Below are 20,410 nucleotides of genomic sequence, written 5' to 3' on the forward strand. Positions count from 1 at the left end.
TATCAAACTTGTTACTGATCTCTCCTGTTTTGAATGTTCGATTATTTCATTAGTTTTAGCCACGAACTAACAACTTAAATATGAAATATTGGTTTTTATTACTGTTTTGTGCTAGCTTTCCATTTTATGTCAGTGCACAATGGGATTATCCTAATTTTGACGCACTGAAAATGCAAATCCAGCGTATATCGTCCAATCCATTATTAGTAAAATCCTCCATTGGTAAGAGTTATTCGGGTCAGGATATTCCAATCATAAAAATTCAATTAGGAGATTCTCCCAAACCCACCTTGCTTTTAGTCGCAGGTATTGATGGTCAGCATCCAGCAGGCACTATTCAGTCGATTCAGGTTATTGAGAATATCTTAGGTTTACCAAAACAAGAGTTGAACGCACTTTTAGCGCGTAAATCGATTTGGGTTGTACCGATCTTAAATGTAGATGCTTACAAACGCAATTCTCAGGCGCTTACCTGGAGTTCTGGTAATGGCCGTTCAATTGATAATGACCGAGACGGACGTCAAGACGAAGATCCTCAAGACGACCTGAACAATGATGGGGTAATTTCACAAATGAGAATCAAATCACCAGCAGGTTCTTTTAACTCCCACGGTAAAGATGAACACTATATGGTACTAGCAGACCGCAGTAAAGGCGAAGTGGGATCCTATTTACTACTGACTGAAGGAGTCGATTTAGATCAGGATGGTAACATCTCAGAAGATGACGAATCCGGCGTTAATATTGATAGAAATTTCACTTTTGATTATCCTTTTTTTGAACCGGAATCGGGAGATTATGCGGCTTCTGAACCAGAAACCAGAGCAATCATTGATTTGATTTTTGATTACCCTCAAATCGCTTCTGTCATCCATTTTGGATTGCAGAACAATCTTTCTAGTCCAGAGGAATTTGATCAGCATCGAGCAAATGAACGGATTGTAGCATCTTGGACAAAGAATGATGTGGCGGTTTCAACAATGGTTAGCCAATTTTACAATGAATTGCTGAAGCCCATGGGTAGCGCTCCTAAACTTTCTGCTAAGAAAGGCAGTTTTTCAAATACAATTTACTACCATACGGGGAAATTTAGTTTTGTTACCCCTGGATGGTGGATTCCGTCCGATACTAGTAAAACCAGAACGATCCCATATATAAAAACCCAGGATGATAAATTTGTAAACTGGATCAAAAGCAATCATATCCAAGGGGCTTTGTTGCCATGGAAGGAAATCTCTCATCCAGATTTTCCAAACCAAAAGGTCGAAATTGGGGGGATGGTTTCTGTTTTTAAACACAATCCACCTGTCGCCCACCTGGAAAAATCAGGGGAGCTCCATGCTGAATTTGTTTTGAAATTGGCTAAATCTATGGCTAGTTTGGAATTCTCCCAACCAAAAATTACTCCCTTAGGTGATGAAATATTTCGAGTTGAAATTCAAGTTTATAATGTAGGATTGATGCCAACCTATCCAGAAATTGCCGATAAAATTCAGCATGTTTCCAAGCTAAAATCAGTAATTGAAATACAAAAGAACCAAAAGTTTTTAAGTGGAAAGCGCCTTCAATTGTATCCTAGTCTTGCTGCTGGAGGTTCGAATACCATGTCTTGGCTAATTAAGGGGAAGGGTAAAATACAATTAATTGTCGGATGTCCTTCTGCCGGAGAAAAAATCATTGATATTAACCTTTAATCCCTTTGGATATGAAATTATTGACTTCTAAGATACTATATATTGTAGTGGTACTCTCAATTAATTCTGTTTTTGCACAGCAGAAAACAGAGGATATGCCAAAAGAAATTGCAGGATTAAGGGCTATTGGTTCACCTTCCAATCCGAAAGTAAACATGAACTGGAGCCGATATCACGACCTTAAACAAATGGAGGAATTTTACGAGAAATTGCAAAAGTCTTATCCGGACTTGGTGAAATATGAATCCATTGGGAAAAGCTATGAAGGTAGGGACATATTTGTGTTGACGATCACTGATTTTACTCAAGGAAAGTCCGAAAATAAACCAGCGATGTGGATTGATGGAAATATTCATGCGAATGAATTGCAAGGTTCTGAAATCTCAATGTATACTGCATGGTATTTGGTTGAAAATTTTCAATCAGTCCCCTTTATTAAGGATTTATTAAAGGATAAGGTATTTTACATTGCACCCACTATAAATCCAGATTCAAGGGAATATTTTATCCATGAACCGAATACGATGCATTCATCAAGGACAGGAAGAAGGCCTTTCGACAACGATGGAGACGGATTGGTAGCGGAAGATCTTTACGATGATTTAGATAAGGATGGACAGATTGTGATGATGCGAAGAAAATCGAAAACCGGACGATATAATGAAAATCCAGATAATCCAAATGGAATGATTCCAGCAAAGGCCGGAGAGCCTGGCGAATACGAGATGTTGGGTTTTGAAGGTCTTGATAATGATGGCGATGGTTTAGTGAATGAAGATATTACCGGTACTTACGACCCTAATAGGGATTGGGGTTGGAATTGGCAACCAAATTATATACAGCGAGGAGCGTTATATTATCCTGGAACATTGCCTGAAACACAGGCAGTAAAGAACTTTGTCTATGCACATCCAAATATTGCAGGAGCACAGTCGTATCATAATTATGGAGGTATGATTCTACGCGGGCCAGGTGCTGCTGCTGATGATAGATTTTATTCGCCAAAGGATATTCGAGTATATGATGCCATTGGCAGTACAGGATCTAAAATGCTTCCAGGATACGATTATATCGTTATTCATAAGGATCTTTACACTGTTTTTGGTGGGGAAATTGATTTTCTTGCCCTCACCCGTGGCATTTTCACTTTTTCAAATGAACTCATGACTACATACAAACTTTTTAATAAAAAGTCTGATACTGGACTATCTCAAAGTGATGAATATTTAGAATTTGATAAACTGTTGATGTTTGGAGATGCTTATGTATCCTGGAAAGAGTTTGACCACCCCCAATTTGGAAAAATAGAAATTGGCGGCGCCAAAAAAAATTATACCCGAAATCATCCGGGATTTTTGTTGATGGAAGATGCGCATCGAAATGCAGCGTTCACGATCTATCACGCCTATCAAATGCCAAAACTGGAGGTTTTAGAAACCACGGTGAAATCTTTAGGTTCTAATCTTTATGAAGTTAATGCAACCGTTTGGAATGCAAGAATAATTCCAACTCATTCAGATCATGATGTCAAACATAAAATTGAGCGGCCAAATCATATTCGACTAGAAGGGGTAGAAGTAGTTGCTGGAATGCAGGTGTTAAACAGTGATTTTAATCAGACCAGGGAACAGATATTTAAGCCTCATCAAATTGAAATTCCAACTATTGAGGGAATGAGTGCTGTTAAAGTAAGGTGGATCGTAAAAGGAAATCCCGAGAATAAAAAAATTGTTATTGATAGTCCAAAGGGTGGCCTATTGGAGCACATTATCCGCAAAGAATCTACAAGTTCATAGCATAGCGGATCAAATAGCAAGAGCAGGGTATTAAGGAAGTCTGTTCTTGCTAATTTTAACCATTAAAATGTAATTTGTCTATATTTTTTAATAAAATTTTATTCTTTAACTCTTCCTCTAATTCTTTAAATTCTGTTTTATTTACAACCTTGTTAAACAGTCCATTTTCCAAAATTAGTATTTCATCACAAGTATCCTTAAGCGTTGAAAATATATGCGAGGAAATCAATACCGTTTTTGCTGCTTTTTTTATGTTCGAAATGATGGCCGTTAACATGATACTACTCTCTAAATCAATACCATTATAAGGTTCATCTAGAATGAAATAATCATTATTTTGGATGAGAATACCCATGAGCGCTAGCTTTTTCTTCATTCCAGTAGAATAACTAGAGACATATTGTTGCATAGGTAGTTCAAAAATATTTTTTTCTTCCAATTTTTCGATTTTAATTTTTCGCGCATCTGCCATAAGGTAGAGATATTCCTGGGCGGTCATCTTTGACATAAAATAGGGATCGGAGGTCAAAAATCCCAAATGATTTTTTAAAGGCTTTTTGTCTGCAAGGATGCTTCCTTTATAATCTTCTAGACCAGCTATACAGCGGAAGAGACTTGTTTTTCCAGCTCCATTTTCGCCAATTATTCCATATACTTTTGCGGGTTCGAATGTATAATCAATCCCGTTTAAGACCGTATTGTTTGTATAAGATTTGGTGACATTTTTTAGGCTTATCATAGTAAATTCTTAAGATTTTGTTGCGCTTTAATTATATAATATGGAATGATAGCCAATATTAATGGGAAAAAGGACAAACATAAACCCACGATCAAAGCATCTGTTACATTTATTTTTCGTGGAAAAACGGCGTATTTAAGGCAAATTACAAAGGTGATCAACAAGTAGCCGAAGGCCAAAACCAATAGGATTTTTAAATAGGATTCAGGAAAAAAGATCAAAAGAGATACCCCAATGGGAGAAAGTAAAGTTGTTAACTGAAACAGTCCTCTGTAAATTTTATAAATTAAAAAAAGCTTAGGTTTTCTATTATTGTTCCAGAGAATGATCAAATTTTCAGGTTCCTGATAATACGTGAAAGTGCATAGACAAATGCAAAATAAACAGAAAAGGACTAGATTTTCATTTCCATACACAAAACCGATAATCGATAGGGAATAAATGATAATCAGTATCAACCATGTTTTTCGCAGGCCAAGAATAAATTCAAATGGTTTTTTTGTAAATGGGGTTGGAATGCTTTGTCCCCAAATTGAGGGAGGCTTACTGAATATAAATGCAATGGGCAAAATAAAATTGATTACAGCATATATATAATGGTGTGATAAAATCAAGATGAATATGGTTCCAGCACCAAGCAATAAGTTTTCAATCCCTCTAATAATATAAAAATCTCTTTTAAGGAAGGTGATTTTAAGAAAATCGGTCCTACTAGAATCTGATAAGCTAAAGAGACCTTGGATGTTTAATAACGTAATGAGGTAAATGGACCAATTTGGGGAAAGGATTAGGAATTGATAGAGCAAAAAATAGATTCCCAGAAATGCAGGGTAGAAAAGGATCATAGGAAATCCTGCGTCTTCTATATTTCGTCTTATTCTTTTGAATTGAAGTCTGAAATAAGGATAGAAAACTGGATTCATGAATTGTTATTTTCTTTGGATGAGTTTTTTACCTTGAATGTAATGGAATTAAAAAATTAAAAAAAATCTCCAATGATTCTAAATTCACCAAAAGACTTGGTAATTAAACTAAGTCTTTTGATGGATGTATGATTAGACTCTAAGAATTTCTTTTTAATTGTTCGTCTAATAACTGTCTTTTTAACTGTTGCTCTCTTTCCATTGTTTTTTTACGCAGTGTCTGAAGCTCCTCTTGCAATTCGTTTACAGTCGATTTTGACTCATCTGTATCTACTTTCGCTTTTCGGAAAGCAAATAACGTTCCTGCAAAAGCTGCACCTAATACAATAATAATTGACCATACCATGGTATGGTAAGAACCTTTGGCGAAATCGATGCCTAGAAAAGAAATGCTATTGGTTTTCTTTTGTTCGAGTTCTAGGGAGGTTGAAAGGTTTGATACTGAGTCTTTAAGGTTTTGAATGTTACCTACTGAACTTGAGGCATTTCCTTTTAATGTTGCAATCTGTTGTTTGTATGTTTTTAAGGAATCTCTAACGTTTCGACGGATGATTTCGAGATTGGTTTTTCGTATAACTTTGAAACTCGCGTCCTGAGATCGAGATTGTAAACTTAAATATACAAATTGACTGTCCAAACTTGAGGTCATTAGTTTTTGTTGTAATGTTTGACCAAAAACGGATGGGCTTAATACCCAAAACAATAAAATAATAGATAATAATCGCATAATGTATGGTAATTTCTTGCTTTATAGGCCAAGTTTAGTAATTTAATTAGACATACTAAAGTAAATTAATAATTTCCCACTACCGAGCTGATATCTAAAAATGTTTTTTGCTACTTCTTATTTCTGTAGTTCTTAGGAGTTTGTCATTAAAAACAAAGCTCATGTCGAACTGTTTTGTCTTTAAGAATCCGAAGATTTCTTCGTTCAATTGTAATATCATGCGTTCTTTGATGCCAACTTTTGAAGGTAATTATGAAATTTTTGAGGGAATATTAAAAATTATTGAATCTGAATGGTTTAACTTAATTTCCTTAAATTTATACTGAATTTCATGCATTTATTAATTGTATGAAAACTTCTTTTAGATTATAAACTTACTGGCTCATAGTGATTATGACCAAAAATAATTTTTCAAATAATCCAAATTGCAATATGATTGATAAAACAGTATCAAGCGCTTTGGAGGCAATTAAAGATGTGAAGGATGGAATGGTTATTTCCCTCGGTGGATTTGGTCTTTGCGGTATTCCTGAAAATCTAATTGCAGCCTTAATAATTAAAGGAACCAAGAATTTAACCTGTATTAGTAATAATGCAGGGGTCGACGATTTTGGACTTGGACTTTTGTTGAAAAATAAGCAGCTTAAAAAAATGATTGCTTCATATGTTGGTGAAAATGCAGAGTTTGAAAGGCAGATGTTAACTGGTGAGTTGGAAGTGGATTTAATCCCTCAGGGTACATTAGCAACGCGTTTAATGGCAGGCGGCTATGGATTACCCGTTATCTATACCCCGGCTGGAGTGGGCACCGAGGTGGCAATTGGAAAGGAGGTTCGCCGATTTAATTTTCAAGGCATTGAGAAGGACTACCTTATGGAATATGCCTTTGAACCTGATTTTGCTTTTGTCAAAGCGTGGAAAGGAGATAAAATGGGCAACTTAATTTATCGAGGTACTGCTCGAAATTTTAATCATGCGGTTGCCATGTGTGGTCAATATACCATTGCTGAGGTGGAAGAATTGGTTGAACCTGGAGAATTGGATCCTAACTTTATTCATACACCAGGAATATTTGTTCAAAAGATCTTTCAGGGAGAACGTTATGAAAAACGTATTGAACAAAAAACCGTAAGAAATAGGAATGAAAATGAATAAGAAAGTATTTATCGTAGCAGCTAAACGCACCGCTTTGGGAAGTTTTGGTGGGGGACTATCTTCTTTTTCTGCTACAGCACTTGGTGCAAAGGCTATTCAGGCAACTATAGATGCGATTGGTCTAGAAAAACATCACATTGATGAGGTATACATGGGCACAGTTTTACAAGCGAATTTAGGTCAAGCTCCAGCCAGACAAGCTGCTAAATTTGCTGAATTGCCCGATAGTATTCCTGCTACGACAATTAATAAAGTTTGTGCTAGTGGAATGAAGGCTGTTTCAATAGCCGCTCAACAAATTCTTTTGGGGGATGCCGATGTGGTTATTGCCGGCGGGATGGAGAGTATGAGCGGAGTCCCTTATTACGATCCAGTAGCTAGATGGGGTGGTAAGTTTGGTGATCAAAAACTAATAGATGGTTTATTAAAGGACGGTCTGACAGATGTATATTCTGATCAGGCCATGGGCAACTGTGCTGAATTATGTGCAGAGAAATATACTATAAGCCGCGAACAACAAGATGTATTTGCGATACAGTCCTATACACGGAGTAAGATTGCTTGGGATTCTGGGAAATTTAATAATGAGGTATTTCCTATTCAAGTGAAATCTAAAAAAGGAGTAGTTGTGGTTGATCAAGACGAAGAGTACCAAACGGTTAATTTCGATAAAATCAGCCAATTAAGGCCATCTTTTAAATCTGATGGTACGATTACAGCAGCCAATGCATCTACTTTAAGTGATGGTGCCGCTGCTCTAATTCTGGTCTCAGAGGAAAAGCTTAACGAATTAAAGTTGAATCCAATAGCCGAGATCATTGCGTATGCAGATGCTGAGCAGTCTCCCGAATGGTTCACTACCAGCCCAGCCATAGCTACGCAAAGAGTATTGAAGAAAGCTGGATTAGATTTAGCTCAAATTGATTATTTTGAATTTAATGAGGCATTTGCAGTAGTAGGTCTAGCCAATGCTAAATTACTAGATATCGCCGAAAATAAAATCAATGTTTATGGTGGGGCAATATCCCTTGGGCACCCCTTGGGGTGTTCAGGGACCAGGATAATTGTTACTTTATGTTCCATTTTAAAACAGGAAAATGGAAATCTTGGATTGGCCGCTATCTGTAATGGTGGTGGTGGTGCAAGTGCAATAATCATTAAGAAATGTTAAGCTATGTTAGATAAGTACGGAATTGCAAAGCGTATTGCAAAGGAAATTAAGGATGGATACTATGTTAACCTTGGTATTGGCATTCCTACATTGGTGGCAAACTATATTCCTGATGATATTCATGTGGTCCTACAAAGCGAAAATGGTTTACTCGGTATGGGACCGTTTCCTTTTGATGGGCAGGAAGATCCCGATTTGATTAATGCCGGCAAGCAAACCATCACTACTCTTGCGGGTTCGGCTTTTTTCGATTCTTCCATGAGTTTTGGAATGATTCGCTCTCGGAAAATTAATTTGACAATCCTTGGGGCCATGGAGGTTTCTGAAAATGGAGATATCGCCAATTGGAAAATTCCTGGAAAAATGGTCAAAGGAATGGGAGGGGCAATGGATCTTGTTTCCAGCGCTGAGAATATTATAGTTGCCATGCAGCATGTAAATAAAGCAGGCGAATCAAAGCTTTTAAAAGAATGTACGCTTCCTTTAACAGGTTTACGTTGCGTAAAAAAAATCGTTACCGAACTTGGCGTTTTTGATATAATGGAACAAGGAGGCTTTAAAGTGGTTGAATTACACGAGGGTGTATCCTTGGATATGGTTAGGCAGAGCACAGCTGGTAAAGTATTTATTTAGTGAAGATAAACTTTCACATTGATTTTTCTTTAGCGTGATTTCAGGCATTGGATGTTTTCCAATGCTTTTTTTGAATTCGAGCGAATAAAAAAATACGTAAAAAAAAAGGGAATCCCATGACAGTCCATAACAGTTGATTCTAAAATTTGGAATATCTTAGATTTATATTATAACCTAAATCATATATATTTAAAAGAAGTTTATGAATGCATTAGCAGGAGTCTTGTTTCATTTTATTGGAGGATTCGCATCGGGAAGTTTTTACGTCCCTTATAAAAAAGTTAAAGGTTGGTCTTGGGAGGCAATGTGGATTCTAGGGGGATTGTTTTCTTGGATCATTATTCCACCAATTGCCGCTTGGCTTACCATTCCCGGCTTTGCTGAGATTATTCAAAGTGCTCAAGCAAGTACCTTAGGTTATACTTTTTTATTCGGTTTGCTTTGGGGAATTGGCGGGTTAACGTATGGCCTAGGTGTTCGCTACCTTGGTGTCTCATTGGGTAGCAGTATTATTCTTGGGTTGAGCATGGTATTTGGATCCTTGATGCCAGCTATTTATTTTTATTTTAATAAAACTCCAGATAAACACGGTATAGATTATTTTTTTACGAATCAAGCTGGTATCTGTGTGATGATTGGCCTATTGGTTTGTATAATAGGGATTTATCTATGTGCGAAGGCTGGAATACTAAAAGAACGTAGTCTAGGTAGCATATCTTTAGAAGCAAAAGCAGATTATAATTTTGGTCTAGGAATCATTGTTGCTATTATTTCAGGGATTTTAAGTGCTTGTTTTAATTTCGGAATCGAATCCGGAAAGCCGATGGCTCAGCTAGCCAATGATCTTTGGAAAGCAAGTAATCCAGATCAAGGTGAATTTTTGTTCCAAAACAATGTAACCTATATTGTAATTCTTTGGGGTGGTTTTACGACCAATTTCTTATGGTGTATGTATTTATTGATTAAAAACAAATCATATACTGACTATCGTAAGTCTTCAAGCCCGTTGACCAAAAACTTTCTTCTTTGTGCAGTGGCTGGAACAACCTGGTACCTTCAGTTCTTCTTTTACGGAATGGGGGAGAGCCGTTTAGGGAATGGAGCAAGCTCTTGGATCTTGCATATGGCTTTTATCATATTAATATCCAATGCATGGGGCATTGTATTGAAGGAATGGAAAGGAGTTAGTAAACCAACCTATCGGGCTATTATAGCCGGGATAGCTGTTATAATACTGTCTATCTGTATTGTGGGATTCGCTAAAACATTAGAGGTGTAACTTAAAAAATTTATGACTTTGAAAACATATAAGCACGTTAACTATTTATGGAATGATGAGCATGCTCAAACCTTGCAAGGGGATGAAGTTGCTTTATTGTTATATCGATCGAACATTTTAGGTTCGGATTTGAGAATTACGAATTATGGAGGTGGAAACACTTCCTGTAAAGTAATGGATAATGATCCTTTAACAGGTGAAAAGGTAGAGGTGATGTGGATAAAAGGATCCGGAGGTGATATTGGAACCTTAAAAAAATCTGGTCTTGCTGCTTTGTATGTAGATCGTTTACGCAATTTAGAAAATGTATATCGAGGTATTGAGTATGAGGATGAAATGGTGGAATTGTTTAATCATTGTATTTTTGATTTAAATTCGAAGGCACCCTCAATTGATACGCCTTTACACGGTTTTCTTCCTTTCAAACATATTGATCACCTACATCCCGATGCGGCCATTTCAATTGCAGCTGCTAAGGATGGAGAAAAGATTACCAAAGAATTGTTTAAAGGAACAATTGGTTGGGTAGATTGGCAAAAACCAGGATTTGATTTGGGGTTACAACTTCGAGAATGTCTGGAAGCGAATCCTGGAATTCGCGGAATTATGTTAGGCTCACATGGCTTATTTACATGGGCGGATACGGCATATGACTGTTATGTTAATTCATTGGATGTTATAGAAGCTTGTGCTAATTATTTAGAAGAGAATTTTGGTAAACAAAGACCCGTGTTTGGAGGGAAAAAAGTAGACAGTTTATCGCCTGAAGAGCGTTTAAGCCAAGCCACTAAAATAGCACCAATTTTAAGAGGTTTTTGTTCAAGTGAACGCCATATGATTGGACATTTTACGGATGATTCTCGGGTTTTAGAATTTATTAACTCCAATGATTTAGACAAGCTTGCCCCGTTGGGCACCAGTTGTCCTGATCATTTTTTGAGGACAAAGATTCAACCCTTAATATTAAACTTACAAACTCAAGAAGATCTTTCGGATATTCAGGAAGTAAAGGATAAAATAACACCTCTTTTTGAGGCGTACCGTCAGATGTATACAGACTATTATGAAACATGTAAACATCCTAATAGCCCTGCTATACGTGATAGAAATCCAGTTATTATAATTTATCCTGGAGTAGGTATGTTTGCATTTGCAAAGGACAAACAAACCGCGAGGGTTGCTGCCGAATTCTATACGAATGCAATCAACGTAATGAAGGGATCTGAGGCAATTAGTGAATATACTTCTTTACCTAGACAGGAGGCCTTTAATATTGAATATTGGTTATTGGAGGAGGCTAAATTACAGCGTATGCCTAAACCGAAAGCACTCTCTGGAAAGATCGCCATGGTGACCGGTAGTGCTGGTGGAATTGGAAAGGCTATTGCTAAGAAATTTGCGCAAGAAGGTGCTGTTGTGCTACTAAACGATTTGAATGCGGAGCGTTTACAGGCTGCTGAGAAAGAGTTTGTTGAATTATTTGGTAAGGATAATGTTGCATCTGTCTCTTTAGATGTCACCAATGAAGATCAAATTACTGCTGCATTCCAAAACGCGAGTTTGTATTTTGGGGGGATTGATATTGTGGTGAATAATGCAGGATTGTCCATTTCAAAATCGATTGAAGAACATACGGCTAAAGATCTTGATTTATTGTATGACGTTTTGGTTAAAGGGCAATTTTTTGTTACTCGTGAGTCTGTAAAGGTCATGAAAGCGCAGCAAATTGGTGGAGATATCGTTAACGTAGTTAGTAAAAATGCACTTGTTAGTGGGCCTAATAATGCAGGATATGGTAGCGCTAAAGCCGGACAATTGCACTTGAGCCGACTGAATGCCGCTGAGTTGGGTAGCGCTAAGATCCGCGTGAATGTAGTCAATCCAGATGCCGTAATTTCTGATAGCAATATCTGGGCCGGAGGATGGGCTGAAGGCCGAGCAAAAGCATATGGTGTAAAAGTGGAGGAATTACCCGCATTCTACGCTAAGCGTACCCTATTAAATGAAATTATTTTACCTCAAGATATTGCAAATGCATGTTTTGCATTAGTTGGAGGTTTATTGAATAAATCTACAGGGAATGTGATTAATGTTGATGGGGGAGTTGCAATGGCATTTGTGCGTTAGTCGCTTAAAAATTAAACTAGAAAAACAATGAGAATTCATAGTGAAGATATCCTTAAACATAATAAAACGTTAGAGGCGAAACATACTCGTGCCTTTAAATTTATCAGTGAAGAGTTACCACAAACGGAAGAGATTGTTGCAAAACTTCAAAAATTTCAAATCGCTATCCCAAGTTGGGCATTGGGAACTGGAGGAACGCGTTTCGGACGCTTTTCAGGGAAAGGGGAGCCAGGTAATTTGGAGCAGAAAATTGAAGACGTAGGTTTATTACATGCCTTAAATAGATCCAGCGGAGCTATTTCCTTGCATATCCCTTGGGATATTCCCCAGGATGCCAGCAAAATAAAAGAATTAGCCGCCAGTTATGATCTTCAGTTTGATGCGGTCAACTCAAATACTTTTCAGGACCAAGAAACACAAGAGTATAGTTATAAATATGGATCCTTACATCATGTTGATCCTAAGGTGAGAAAACAAGCTGTTGATCATAATATTGAAGTGATTAACCATGGAATTGCCTTGGGTTCCAAAGCATTAACAGTTTGGCTGGCCGATGGTTCTTCATTCCCAGGACAATTGAATTTTCGTCAGGCATTTCAAAACACATTGGAGAGTTTACAGGAAATATATAAACATTTGCCGAAAGATTGGAAATTATTTATAGAATATAAAGCCTTTGAACCCTACTTTTATTCGATGACTATAGGAGATTGGGGACAATCCTTGTTATTGGCAAATAAATTAGGTCCTCAAGCCTACACTTTAGTTGATTTGGGGCACCATCTTCCCAATGCTAACATTGAACAAATTGTTTCTTTGTTGCTGATGGAAGGTAAATTAGGCGGTTTCCATTTTAACGATAGTAAGTATGCTGATGACGATTTGACCGCTGGAAGTATTAAGCCATATCAATTGTTCTTGATTTTTAATGAACTCGTAGAGGGAATGGATGCAAGAGGTTTGGATCATGCAACCGGTTTGGGGTGGATGATTGATGCTTCTCATAACTTAAAGGATCCTTTAGTGGATTTACTGCAATCTGTTGAGGCGATTATGATTGCTTATGCGCAAGCTTTGCTTGTAGACCGTGTAGCTTTATCGCAGGCTCAAAAAAACAACGATATTGTTCTCGCGCAGCAAATTTTACAGGACACTTTCCGCACGGATGTACGTGCGTTAGTAGCTCAGGCAAGATTAAATAATGGAGCGGCTTTGGATCCAATTGGTCTCTTTAATGAATTGGGTATTCGAGAGGAGCTAATCAAGCAAAGAGGGTCAAACACTAAAGCTACAGGTTTATAGAATATCAGGATGATCCAAAAGAAGAGAATACCGGTTGTTGCTATTTTTGATGTAGGTAAAACGAACAAAAAGCTTTTTTTGTTTGATGAGCACTATCAAATTGTTTTTGAGAAATCAGCGCGGTTTTTGGAAACTCAGGATGAAGATGGAGACCTGTGTGAAAACTTGGAAAGTTTACGTCTTTCTGTTTTTGACTCCTTGCATGAGATTTTTCGAAAGACTGAATTTGATGTGAAGGCTATTAATTTTACATCCTATGGTGCAAGTTTCGTGTATATCGCAGAGGATGGCCAACCTTTAACACCGCTATATAATTATTTAAAAGAGTATCCCGAGGATTTAATGCAAACATTGCATGATAGTGCTGGAGGCACTGAGCAGTTTAGTTTAAGCACAGCTTCTCCAGTTTTAGGAAGTCTAAATTCAGGCCTTCAGATATATCGATTATTAAACGAGCGGCCAATGCTTTATGAACGGGTCAAATATGCTTTGCATTTGCCCCAGTATCTTAGTTTTTTACTTTCGGGTAAAATGTATTCAGATATGACCAGTATTGGCTGTCATACTGCGTTGTGGGATTTTAATAAACATCACTATCACCAATGGGTTTTAGATCATGGGATCGATAAAAAATTGGCGCCGATTGTGAAATCGGATGAAATCTTTGCAGCTAATTTTCCAGGAAGTACCTTTAAGATTGGTGGCGGTCTGCACGATAGTTCGGCAGCTTTGATTCCGTACTTATTAAACTTTCATGAACCTTTTGTTTTAATTTCTACTGGAACATGGTGTATTTCGTTAAATCCGTTCAACAACTCTGTTTTAACGAAAAAGGAATTGGAACAAGATTGCCTTTTCTACCTTTCCTATGCTGGAACTCCTGTAAAAGCGTCAAGACTCTTTGCAGGCCATGAACATGATGTTCAATCTAAGAGAATTGCTGATTTTTTCGATGTCACTACAGCAAAATTTCGCAATATGGAAATCAATAGGCAAATAGTTAAATCTGTTGACATGAATCAAATTTCAGAGGACCTTGAGTCGTTCTCAAAGGTAGATTTGAGCCAATTTTCGGATTATATTTTCGCCTACCATGTTATGATTATGCACTTGGTAAAAGCGCAAATTAAATCAACTAATCTAATTTTATCACAAGAAAATACCACTCGTATTTTTGTTGATGGTGGATTTAGTAAAAACAATATTTACATGAATCTCTTGGCGCAAGAATATCCGCATATTGAAATATATGCTGCTTCAATGGCACAAGCAACGGCCATAGGTGCGGCACTAGTGATTCACGAACATTGGAATAGTTTACCTATTCCCAATGACCTGATTGAACTTCGGTTTTTCAGGACTTAAAAATGGGTTTGTTAATAATTTATATATAGGCAACATCTATAGATCGCTCCTGCGATCTGATCTTCTTCACAAGGTGATCAACTTGCCTGATTCACAAAGAAGTTCCTCGCCAGAGGGGCTTCTTTGTTTTTAATGTTCCATGTAAAATTATCAACTTTTTTTTATGGAATTTTATTTATTTAACATATTGATTTACAGTTTTTTAAATATTGTTACAGGATGGTGCAGGATGCATAAAAATCTAACTATAACTACTTTTATACTTAAGAAGTAATTGATAAATAATTGCTTTGTTAAACCATTATATTCCTGATTTTAGTTGTTTGTGTTTTTTACTTTAAGATTCTTTATAAGAGATGTGAGCTGTGTTTTAGATTTTTCTGACTATTTAATGCTCAAAAATTTCTATAGACAGATCAAATACTGAACAGTGATGATATCCTTGAATCCTGAATAAATTCAACAATAGCTTGATCTTTAATCTGACTAACCTAAATAAAATGAAAGGACAAATTTTTCGAGAGCATTCGAGATTCCCTGCATTGTTTATTCTTTTATTCCTAATGCTTGCAGGATCAGCCCTGTTTGCTCAAAATGGGGTGAAAATAGATGGAACAATTCGCGATTCACAGTCAAAAGAACCCCTGGCGGGGGCAACCGTGCGTTTTTCTAATAGCAGTATTGCTACCTCAAGCGACGAGGATGGTTATTTCAAACTTGAGATTCCGGCTAATGGGAAAATTTCAATTAGTATGATCGGTTACCAAAATCAAGAAATACAAGTCAGCTCCTCAAAAACGTATCCTATTGAATTGATTAAACAAGGCAACGATATCGATGAGGTGGTGGTTGTGGCCTATGGTCAGCAAAAGAAAGTTTCTGTTACCGCGGCTATTTCCACTATTGGAACAAAAGACTTGAAACAAAGTTCTGCTGCTAATCTTTCAGCAGCATTAGCTGGTCGTTTGCCAGGTCTGACTGCTATGCAGAGCTCAGGCCAACCTGGTAATGATGTGGTTAATTTATACTTGCGTGGCTTGGGGACGGTGAACGACGCCTCTCCCTTGATTCTTATTGATGGAGTACCACGCTCAAACATAAGTAAACTTGATCCCAATGAAGTGGAATCGGTCAGTATACTTAAAGATGCCTCTGCTACTGCCGTTTTTGGCGTACGAGGGGCAAATGGTGTTATTCTAATCACTACCCGTCGTGGACAACCTGGTAAATCTGAATTAAGTGTTTCTGTTGATCAGAGTTATCAAAAATTTCTTTCCCAAGCAGAACGATTGCATTCTTGGGAATTTGCAGAATTGCGTAACCAGGCCTTCTTAAACGATCAACCCAATGCCACAGAAGACCAGATGCCATTCACACAATACATGATTGATAAATACCGTAGTGGGGAGGATCCTGTATTTTATCCTGATCGCGATGTTTACCATGATTATTTTAGAGACTGGGCTCCACAAACTAGGGCTAATGCCAATTTCAATGGCGGTGGAGATCGATTTACATATTTCTTAAATGCAGGATACATTGGTCAAGGCGGAAATTTTCGTACAGAACCAGAAAGTTCTTTGGGGTATGATCCTAGTTATAAAATGAATCGATATAACTTTCGGGGTAACATAGACTACTCCATTGCGAAAAACCTAAAGGCTTCCTTAAATATTGCCACTTATTTAGAAAGAATGAACAGTCCGCAAACTGCAGATTTGTTTGGGGGAAGCATGGCAGGTATGGTTGAAAATATGATTGCTTATACTTGGGCAACACCTCCAACTGATCCAGGCCCTGTAACCGTCTTAGGGTACGGCGTTCCTGAAAATGAAATAATAGCACAGTCAGGTCAGGATAGAAATACTTATGGAGAGATCAACCGTAGAGGATATAGGCAGGAGACTACCAATAACTTGAATTCTTCATTTGCTTTAGATTGGGGTCTGGACTTTATTACCAAAGGACTATCTGCACGAGGCATGATTGCATTCGATAGCCAGGCCAGCACGGTCATCCAAGGTGTCCGTTCTTTGGATACCTATGCTTTTACTGTAGCACGAAACGCGGAGCAAACCAGTGGTTATTCTCCTATCCGTAATAATCAAGATCAGGCGATACGTTTATCCAAAGGAGCCTCTACTCGATATTATACAAATTATCAAGCGTCCTTAAATTATGCACGCTCATTCCAAAAGCATAACGTGACCGGGATGTTTCTTTTTCAACGAGATAACTGGGATTTATACCAAGCTGATTTGCCCTACAATATTTTAGGGTTAGTCGCAAGGGCAACCTATAACTATGATAATCGCTATTTAGCTGAGATTAACTTTGGTTATAACGGTTCTGAACAATTTGCTCCCAACAATAGATTTGGTTCATTTCCAGCTTTTTCAATTGGCTGGGTGGCCAGTAACGAAGGATTTTTAAAGGATAATCAATTGATTACTAATTTGAAAATTAGAGCTTCATATGGGCTAACCGGAAATGATAAATTAGGAAATGATAGATTTCTCTACCAAAGCTTTATCAATATGGGAGGTGGACCTATTCCAAGTTTGGGTCTTGGAAATGGGGTTAACCAAGGACGAATGGGGAATGAGATGTTGCAATGGGAGAAGGCCGAAAAGAAGAACTTGGGTATTGATTTAGAATTGATGAAATCTTTGACGTTTACTTTTGATTTCTTTAACGAAAATAGAGATAAGATTTTAATTTCCAGAAAAACTATTCCTGAATTACAAGGAATTGAGCTTGGTAACATTCCTCGAGTGAATATAGGTGAGGTGGAGAATAAAGGGTTTGAAGCTGAGGTGGTTTACAAAAAGACTTTTACTCAAGACTTCTCCTTTCTGGCCCGGGCAAATTATGCCTACAATAAGAATATTGTAAAATTCTTTGATGAGGTGAAATATGGAGATGATTATGCGTATAGAAATCGTGTTACAGGTTTCAGTATAGGTCAATCTTTTGGCTATCAAATTGATTATGATAATGGTAATGGATATATCAATACTGAAGAAGAATTAACGAATCTTCCCGAATACCAAATGGGCGGTATCCCTGGCTTGGGTGATTATAAATATGTAGACGTAACTGGAGATGGTGTTGTAAATGACCGCGATTTAGTACCTATTGGTAATCCAGGGGTTCCCAGGGTTTCTTATGGCCTAGGGGGAACCTTAAACTACAAGAATATTGATTTGTCATTTCTATTTGCCGGGGTGGGACAAACTAGTAGATATACATCTGGTTGGGGTACAACTGAATTTGCTCTTGTGGGCTTTTACAGTGGTTGGCATAAACAGGCTTGGACTGCTGAACGATACGAAAATGGAGAAGAGATTTTATATCCGGCATTAGGCATGTCTAGTGGAGTTAGTCAAGTTCCCAACAATGTATTCATTATGGACCGGTCATTTTTACGATTGAAATCTCTAGAGGTTGGTTATCGGATCCCTAAGAGACTCTTAAATTCTTTAGGGGTTGATCAAATAAGAGCTTATCTGAACGGGAATAATTTATTTACTTGGAAAAATATGCCCGTTGAAACCGTTGACCCTGAACAAAACCAATCATTGGTTTATCCACTGACAAAGATGTTCAATTTTGGCGTTAATATTACTTTTTAAACCAATTAACAAACGCATGATATGAAAAATAGACATTTAACATTCATCATATTGTCTTTAATGCTGTTATTAAGCAGCTGTTCTGATGTCCTTGATATGGCACCTGATGGTAATATGCAAATGGATGAGGTCTTGGCAGATCCTGACAAAGTTGAGGCTCTTCTGAATACCTGCTATAATAATATACCACAAAAGGGTTATACCTACTGGTTTTTTGAATCTCTACTTATTGCTGCCAGCGATGATGGCTATACCTCAGATGAGGGACAGGGAGTTCCAAGCACTGGCGTTTACCAGGATAATAATTCTGCAGCTAATCATAGTATCAGGGATGCTGCCGAAGGACATGCTAATTCTGCAAACACAGATTATTGGACCCGTTCTTGGAAACAAATTAGATTGTGCTCTCAATTTATTGAGTTAATTGATAAGGCTGCAGTTCATACCGAATCCAACCGTGGTAGATTTAAAGCAGAGGCTCGTGTGTTACGTGCTTTCTTCTATATGGAATTGATTAAATGGTTTGGTAAAGTTCCAATTCTTGATGCAACCGTTCCTTTTGATTCAGATTTTGCGACATTAACGCGTTCTTCTGTATATGATGTTGCAAAATTTATTGAAGCTGAGTGCGATGCCGCATTGGCTGAACCAAATCTTCCTTGGCGTATTGATAATCCTGGAGATGCAATGCGGATGACCAAAGCATTGGCCTTAGCATTAAAAACCAAAGCGATGCTTTTTGCTGCAAGTCCTTTGCATAATGAGGGTAAAAATAATTGGGAGGAAGCTTATAAAATTGCGTCGGACGCTGTCTCGAAACTAAAAGCAAACGGTTATACATTATTTACAAAAACTACTCAACCGAATGTGTTTGGTAATGATCCTGGAGCAGCACTTCGCCAACTCGTTTGTCAAGATGCAGATTATTCAGGTTCTCCGAGGGATAAAGAAACAATTTTTCAAGTGAGATCTGGTGCAGTCTTTATTTGGCATATTGGCTATATAGGGAGTAATATGGCAAACACTTATAAAAATGGGACTTCTCCGACGCAAGAGTTAGTGGATGCATTTGAGACCATTGATGGGACGCCTATCTTGGATTTGAAGAAGCCATATTTAGATGAAAACCATTTGCAGCCGAATTATAACCCAAATAATACGCTTTATGACCCCAATGATCCATACGCTAACCGGGATCCACGATTCGCTCAGACGGTCTTGCATAATGGCAGCAAGATATTATTTGATAATAAAACCGTTGAAATTGAAACTTTTCAAGGCGGGAAGCACGAACCTAGCTTTGATATTACGAATCGCGTATCCTCAAGGACTGGTTATTATCAATGCAAAATGACCACTCCGGGAGCGAGTGGAAATAATGGTATTAACAATTCAAATTGGAAATATTATAGATTGGGTGAAACCCTTCTTGATTTAGCAGAGGCAGCAGCCGAAGCAGGACATCTGGAACAGGCAAGGGCTGCTGCAAATGAGGTGCGTGCACGTTCGGGTATGCCTGGATTTCCTTCGTCTCTCTCAAAAGAAGACTTAATACTTCGTATTCGCAATGAAAGAAGAGTTGAATTGGCTTGGGAGGAACAACGTTATTTTGATCTTAGACGATGGCAAGAACCAACAGGAGATCTAAGTTCAACCAGTAAATTCTTTACGGCCATGATGATTACCAAAAATGGAGATGGAAGTTTAACCTATAAAAGGCGGAACATATCAGCGAATCCAAGAGGGGGATGGCAAACCAGAGATCTTTTATTACCTCTTCCTTTAAACGAAGCCTCAACGCTTGAATCTGTTACAGGTGTTAAATGGCAGAACCCAGGTTGGTAATTTCATAAGCTATGTATAT

The 20,410-nt window shown here is 37.7% G+C and carries 14 protein-coding genes; 11 read left to right on the forward strand and 3 right to left on the reverse strand.

Annotated features, from left to right (window positions below; genetic code table 11):
• Positions 1-80 precede the first annotated feature (80 nt).
• A complete protein-coding gene (locus tag AC6CHH_RS07045; protein ID WP_498281199.1) occupies positions 81-1,694 on the forward strand; it encodes a DUF8731 domain-containing protein in 1,614 nt (537 codons plus the stop codon).
• 11 nt (positions 1,695-1,705) lie between these two features.
• Positions 1,706-3,490 carry a M14 family metallopeptidase gene (locus AC6CHH_RS07050; RefSeq protein WP_498281201.1) on the forward strand — a complete coding sequence of 595 codons (1,785 nt, stop codon included), beginning with the start codon at positions 1,706-1,708 and terminating at the stop codon, positions 3,488-3,490.
• Between the two features lie 55 nt (positions 3,491-3,545).
• Here AC6CHH_RS07050 and AC6CHH_RS07055 read toward each other — a convergent pair whose 3' ends face one another.
• From AC6CHH_RS07055 to AC6CHH_RS07065, 3 genes are all read right to left on the reverse strand, one after another.
• Positions 3,546-4,229, reverse strand: coding sequence for an ATP-binding cassette domain-containing protein (locus AC6CHH_RS07055; RefSeq protein WP_498281203.1), 684 nt, complete (start codon positions 4,227-4,229; stop codon positions 3,546-3,548).
• Entirely contained in the window at positions 4,226-5,152 is a 927-nt protein-coding gene (locus AC6CHH_RS07060; protein ID WP_498281205.1) for a hypothetical protein, read from the reverse strand. Before AC6CHH_RS07060 ends, AC6CHH_RS07055 begins: the two co-directional genes overlap by 4 nt.
• Before the next feature lie 139 nt (positions 5,153-5,291).
• Positions 5,292-5,879, reverse strand: coding sequence for a hypothetical protein (locus AC6CHH_RS07065; protein ID WP_498281207.1), 588 nt, complete (start codon positions 5,877-5,879; stop codon positions 5,292-5,294).
• A gap of 432 nt (positions 5,880-6,311) precedes the next feature.
• Here AC6CHH_RS07065 and AC6CHH_RS07070 point away from each other — a divergent pair, with 432 nt between their 5' ends.
• From AC6CHH_RS07070 to AC6CHH_RS07110, 9 genes are all read left to right on the forward strand, one after another.
• Positions 6,312-7,034 carry a CoA transferase subunit A gene (locus AC6CHH_RS07070; protein WP_498281209.1) on the forward strand — a complete coding sequence of 241 codons (723 nt, stop codon included), beginning with the start codon at positions 6,312-6,314 and terminating at the stop codon, positions 7,032-7,034.
• On the forward strand, positions 7,027-8,205 hold the full coding sequence (locus AC6CHH_RS07075; protein WP_498281211.1) for an acetyl-CoA C-acyltransferase: 1,179 nt from the start codon (positions 7,027-7,029) through the stop codon (positions 8,203-8,205). The genes AC6CHH_RS07070 and AC6CHH_RS07075 overlap by 8 nt, the downstream gene beginning before the upstream one ends.
• 3 nt (positions 8,206-8,208) lie before the next feature.
• Complete coding sequence (locus AC6CHH_RS07080; RefSeq protein ID WP_498281213.1) at positions 8,209-8,838, forward strand: 3-oxoacid CoA-transferase subunit B; 630 nt, start codon at positions 8,209-8,211, stop codon at positions 8,836-8,838.
• Between the two features lie 202 nt (positions 8,839-9,040).
• Positions 9,041-10,117, forward strand: coding sequence for an L-rhamnose/proton symporter RhaT (gene rhaT, locus AC6CHH_RS07085; RefSeq protein WP_498281216.1), 1,077 nt, complete (start codon positions 9,041-9,043; stop codon positions 10,115-10,117).
• Between the two features lie 12 nt (positions 10,118-10,129).
• The gene (locus AC6CHH_RS07090) at positions 10,130-12,244 is read left to right on the forward strand and encodes a bifunctional aldolase/short-chain dehydrogenase (RefSeq protein WP_498281218.1); all 2,115 of its coding nucleotides are present in this window, start codon (positions 10,130-10,132) and stop codon (positions 12,242-12,244) included.
• A gap of 27 nt (positions 12,245-12,271) precedes the next feature.
• On the forward strand, positions 12,272-13,546 hold the full coding sequence (locus AC6CHH_RS07095) for a sugar isomerase (protein ID WP_498281221.1): 1,275 nt from the start codon (positions 12,272-12,274) through the stop codon (positions 13,544-13,546).
• A 9-nt stretch (positions 13,547-13,555) separates the two neighbouring features.
• Positions 13,556-14,911, forward strand: coding sequence for an FGGY-family carbohydrate kinase (locus AC6CHH_RS07100; protein ID WP_498281224.1), 1,356 nt, complete (start codon positions 13,556-13,558; stop codon positions 14,909-14,911).
• Positions 14,912-15,411: 500 nt separating this feature from the next.
• Complete coding sequence (locus AC6CHH_RS07105; RefSeq protein WP_498281226.1) at positions 15,412-18,546, forward strand: SusC/RagA family TonB-linked outer membrane protein; 3,135 nt, start codon at positions 15,412-15,414, stop codon at positions 18,544-18,546.
• Positions 18,547-18,567: 21 nt separating this feature from the next.
• Positions 18,568-20,391: a RagB/SusD family nutrient uptake outer membrane protein gene (locus AC6CHH_RS07110; protein ID WP_498281228.1), complete on the forward strand. Its 1,824-nt coding sequence runs from the start codon at positions 18,568-18,570 to the stop codon at positions 20,389-20,391.
• Positions 20,392-20,410: the final 19 nt, after the last annotated feature.

The sequence above is a fragment of the Sphingobacterium sp. GQ94 genome (genome assembly GCF_059758715.1).